We start from the raw sequence: 3,009 nt of genomic DNA, 5'->3' as shown, positions 1-3,009 counted from the left end.
TTCCGACGTGTGCTCTTCCGATCTCTGCTCCGCAAGGGCGTCGTCAGGTACGAGGAGTCCGCCGACTGACGACGCAGCTGGAGAGCGGAACGAGAGTCGCTCGCGCCTCGTTCCCGGCGGGCGCCGCACCGTGCGGGCCGATCACCCGCTCGCGCGTCCTCCCCGACGCGCGGCGCGGGGTGCGCGCCCGTATCGAGGGGAGTGACCGCGAGCGGCTACGCGCTCAGAATGAACCCATGCAGGTCCGCTTCGCACGTCACACCGACCGCCTCCCCGAGATCGTGCGCTTCTATCGCGACGACCTGGGCTTGCCCGTGCGGGGGGAATTCCGCGATCACGCCGGGTACGACGGGGTCTTCTTCGACCTGCCCGGGACCGGGGCTCACCTCGAGTTCACGTCGGGCGCGGGCCAGGCCGCTCCGACACCGGACCCGGAATCCCTGCTCGTGCTGTACCTCGACGACGCCGAGCTGCAGCGCACCGCGGCTCGTCTCGCGGGCCGCGAGACCACGCCGACGAACCCGTACTGGCAGCAGAACGCCTGGGCGTTCCTCGACCCGGACGGGTTCCAGGTGCTGCTCGTGCGGGGGTGAGGCCGCCGGTGCCCCGGCGGGACCGGGGCCTCTCGCGTCAGTCCTGCGCGACCCGCGCCGCGATGTCGGTGCGGAACTGCCCGCCCTCCAGCCCGATCCGCTCGATCCCGGCGTACGCCGCCTCGCGCGCCTCGCGGAAGGTCGTGCCGGTCGCGACCACGCTCAGCACGCGCCCACCCGTGGCGACGAGGTCGCCGTCGCGCTGGGCCGTGGCGGCATGCGCCAGGTGGACGCCGTCGACCTCTTCGGCCTCGTCGAGGCCGGTGAGCACGCGTCCGGTCAGGGGCGCTTCGGGGTAGCCCTCGCTCGCGAGCACGACGGTCACCGCGGTGGCCTCGGCGAAGGCCGGGCGGGGCTCGTCTTCGAGGGTTCCGGATGCCGCGGCCAGCAGCAGGCGCGACAGCGGGTCGACCAGGCGCGGCAGCACGACCTGCGTCTCGGGATCGCCGAAGCGGGCATTGAACTCGATGACCTTCACGCCCTGCTCGGTGAGGATGAGCCCCGCGTACAGCAGTCCGATGAAGGGGGTGCCCTCGGCATCCATCTGCCGGATCACGGGCTCGGCGATCTCGCGCGTGACGAGGTCGACGAACGTCTGCTCGTCGCCGAAGCGGTCGCTGAGCCAGGGCAGCGGCGAGTAGGCGCCCATGCCGCCGGTGTTGGGGCCCTCGTCGCCGTCGCGCAGGCGCTTGAAGTCCTGCGCGGGGCTGAGCGGAGCGACGTAATCGCCGTCGCTGAGGAAGAACAGCGAGACCTCGGGTCCCGAGAGGAACTCCTCGATCAGCACCGCACCGGTGGGCAGGTAGGTCTCGGCGTGGGCGAGGGCGGCGTCGCGGTCGCTCGTGACGATCACGCCCTTGCCCGCGGCGAGGCCGTCGGCCTTGACCACGTAGGGGGCGCCGAACGCGTCGAGCGCCGCGGCCACGGTCTCGACGTCGTGTGCGCGCGCGGAGCGTCCGGTGGGCACGCCCGCGGCATCCATGATCCGCTTCGCGTAGGTCTTGGAGCCCTCGAGCTGGGCCGCGGCTCTGCCGGGGCCGAACACCGGGATGCCGTGCGCCCGCAGCGGATCGGCCACGCCGGCGACCAGCGGCGCCTCGGGACCGACGACGACGAGGTCGATCGCCTCGTCTTTGGCGAAGGTGAGCACGGCGGTGGGGTCGAGCGGATCGAGGTCGACGAGGTGCGCCTCGCGCGCGATTCCGGCGTTGCCGGGGGCGGCGAAGATCGCGTGCGACTCCTGCTCCGAGCGCAGCGCGAGGATGATGGCGTGCTCGCGCGCGCCCGAACCGAGGACCAGGATTCTCACGCGGTCAGCCTATCGAGCGGCGGGTGAGCCCCTCGACGTCGGACGCAACGCAGGATTTCCGCGGGGCCGCGGCCGGTTCACTCCCTGAAGCGCCCCGCGCGGAGCCTGAGTCCTGCGGTGTGTCCTGGCTGGCCGGTAGCCGTGGGATCGCGAGTAGCGTGGATGCCATGCCTCCGCGCCGTATCGAGACCGGAGACGGTCGCGCCGCGCTCGCCGCCGTCGCCGCGGGTGATGCCCCTCGTCCGGCTCTGGCCACGGCGGTGCGCTACCTGCTGCAGCTGCTCGCCGAGAAGGCCCCGGGCAACGCGGTCGAGATGCGCGTGCCCCCCTTCGGCGCCGTGCAGGTGATCGAGGGACCCCGTCACACGCGCGGCACCCCGCCCAACGTGGTCGAGACCGACGCCGCGACGTGGATTGCCGTCGCCACGGGTCGAGAGGTGTGGGCGGATGCCGTCACCTCGGGCCGCATCGTGGCATCCGGGGTCCGCGCCGATCTGAGTGCGCTCCTGCCGCTTCGCCCCTGACCCGGCCCTCTTGCCGGCGAGACCGTAGCCGTCGACCGAAACCGCACGCGATGTCCGCCCGGGGCGCGCGGTCTCGACGAGAGAATGCGGTGTCGCTCGCATCGCTCGACGCCGAAGAACCCGGCCCACTCCGCGGCCGACGGTGGGACAATATGCGTATGTCCGACCAGCCCGTCCCCGAGCGTCCGGTGTACATCCGCGACGAGATCGAGACCGTCACGGTGCGCCGCGCACCCAAGTACGGCGTCTTCATGCTGGCGGGTGCCTTCCTCGGCATTCTCGCCGCCCTGATCCTCACCGTCGCGATCGACGGTGCCAACGTCAGCCCCTACACGCAGGTCGCCTACTCGCAGCTGCAGGTGTTCGGTTTCACCGCTTTGATCTGCGTCGTCATCGGCATCTCGGTGGCCGCGGTCGCCGCTCTCGTATTCGAGCGCGTCCTGAACTCTCGAACGCGTCTGGTCACGGTCGACCACGAGCAGTACGAGGTCTGAGCGTCACGCCAGCTCGGCGATGATCGGGTGGATCGCGGCGTCGAAGGCCGCGACGTCGCCCCGCAGTCCGTCCGTGACCGCGACGGTCA

At 71.8% G+C, this 3,009-nt stretch carries 4 protein-coding genes and 1 pseudogene; 3 read left to right on the top strand and 2 right to left on the bottom strand.

What is annotated here, in order from left to right:
* Positions 1-236 precede the first annotated feature (236 nt).
* Complete coding sequence (locus tag QZ433_RS14770) at positions 237-593, top strand: VOC family protein (protein ID WP_295784896.1); 357 nt, start codon at positions 237-239, stop codon at positions 591-593.
* A 37-nt stretch (positions 594-630) separates the two neighbouring features.
* On the opposite strand, the gene purD is transcribed toward QZ433_RS14770, so the two are convergent.
* The gene (gene purD, locus QZ433_RS14765; protein ID WP_295784894.1) at positions 631-1,902 is read right to left on the bottom strand and encodes a phosphoribosylamine--glycine ligase; all 1,272 of its coding nucleotides are present in this window, start codon (positions 1,900-1,902) and stop codon (positions 631-633) included.
* Between the two features lie 167 nt (positions 1,903-2,069).
* On the opposite strand from purD, the gene QZ433_RS14760 reads away from it, so the two are divergent.
* Both QZ433_RS14760 and QZ433_RS14755 read left to right on the top strand, forming a co-directional pair.
* Positions 2,070-2,426: a sterol carrier family protein gene (locus tag QZ433_RS14760; RefSeq protein WP_295784892.1), complete on the top strand. Its 357-nt coding sequence runs from the start codon at positions 2,070-2,072 to the stop codon at positions 2,424-2,426.
* Between the two features lie 158 nt (positions 2,427-2,584).
* Positions 2,585-2,920 carry a potassium transporter Trk gene (locus QZ433_RS14755; protein WP_108318304.1) on the top strand — a complete coding sequence of 112 codons (336 nt, stop codon included), beginning with the start codon at positions 2,585-2,587 and terminating at the stop codon, positions 2,918-2,920.
* A gap of 3 nt (positions 2,921-2,923) precedes the next feature.
* Here the strand turns inward: QZ433_RS14755 and QZ433_RS15135 are convergent.
* Positions 2,924-3,009, bottom strand: a pseudogene (locus QZ433_RS15135) (zinc-binding alcohol dehydrogenase); the annotation flags it as partial.

Origin of the sequence: uncultured Microbacterium sp. (assembly GCF_913776565.1) — a bacterium.
Lineage (GTDB): Bacteria > Actinomycetota > Actinomycetes > Actinomycetales > Microbacteriaceae > Microbacterium.
The sequence above is the reverse complement of the archived record's forward strand: the minus strand, read 5'-3'. Positions and strand labels throughout refer to the sequence as shown.

Bases quoted from the DNA above. Each gene is read 5' to 3' on its own strand.
- QZ433_RS14770 (WP_295784896.1), top strand. From the start codon at position 237: ATGCAGGTCCGCTTCGCACGTCACACCGACCGCCTCCCCGAGATCGTG.
- QZ433_RS14760 (WP_295784892.1), top strand. From the start codon at position 2,070: ATGCCTCCGCGCCGTATCGAGACCGGAGACGGTCGCGCCGCGCTCGCC.
- QZ433_RS14755 (WP_108318304.1), top strand. From the start codon at position 2,585: ATGTCCGACCAGCCCGTCCCCGAGCGTCCGGTGTACATCCGCGACGAG.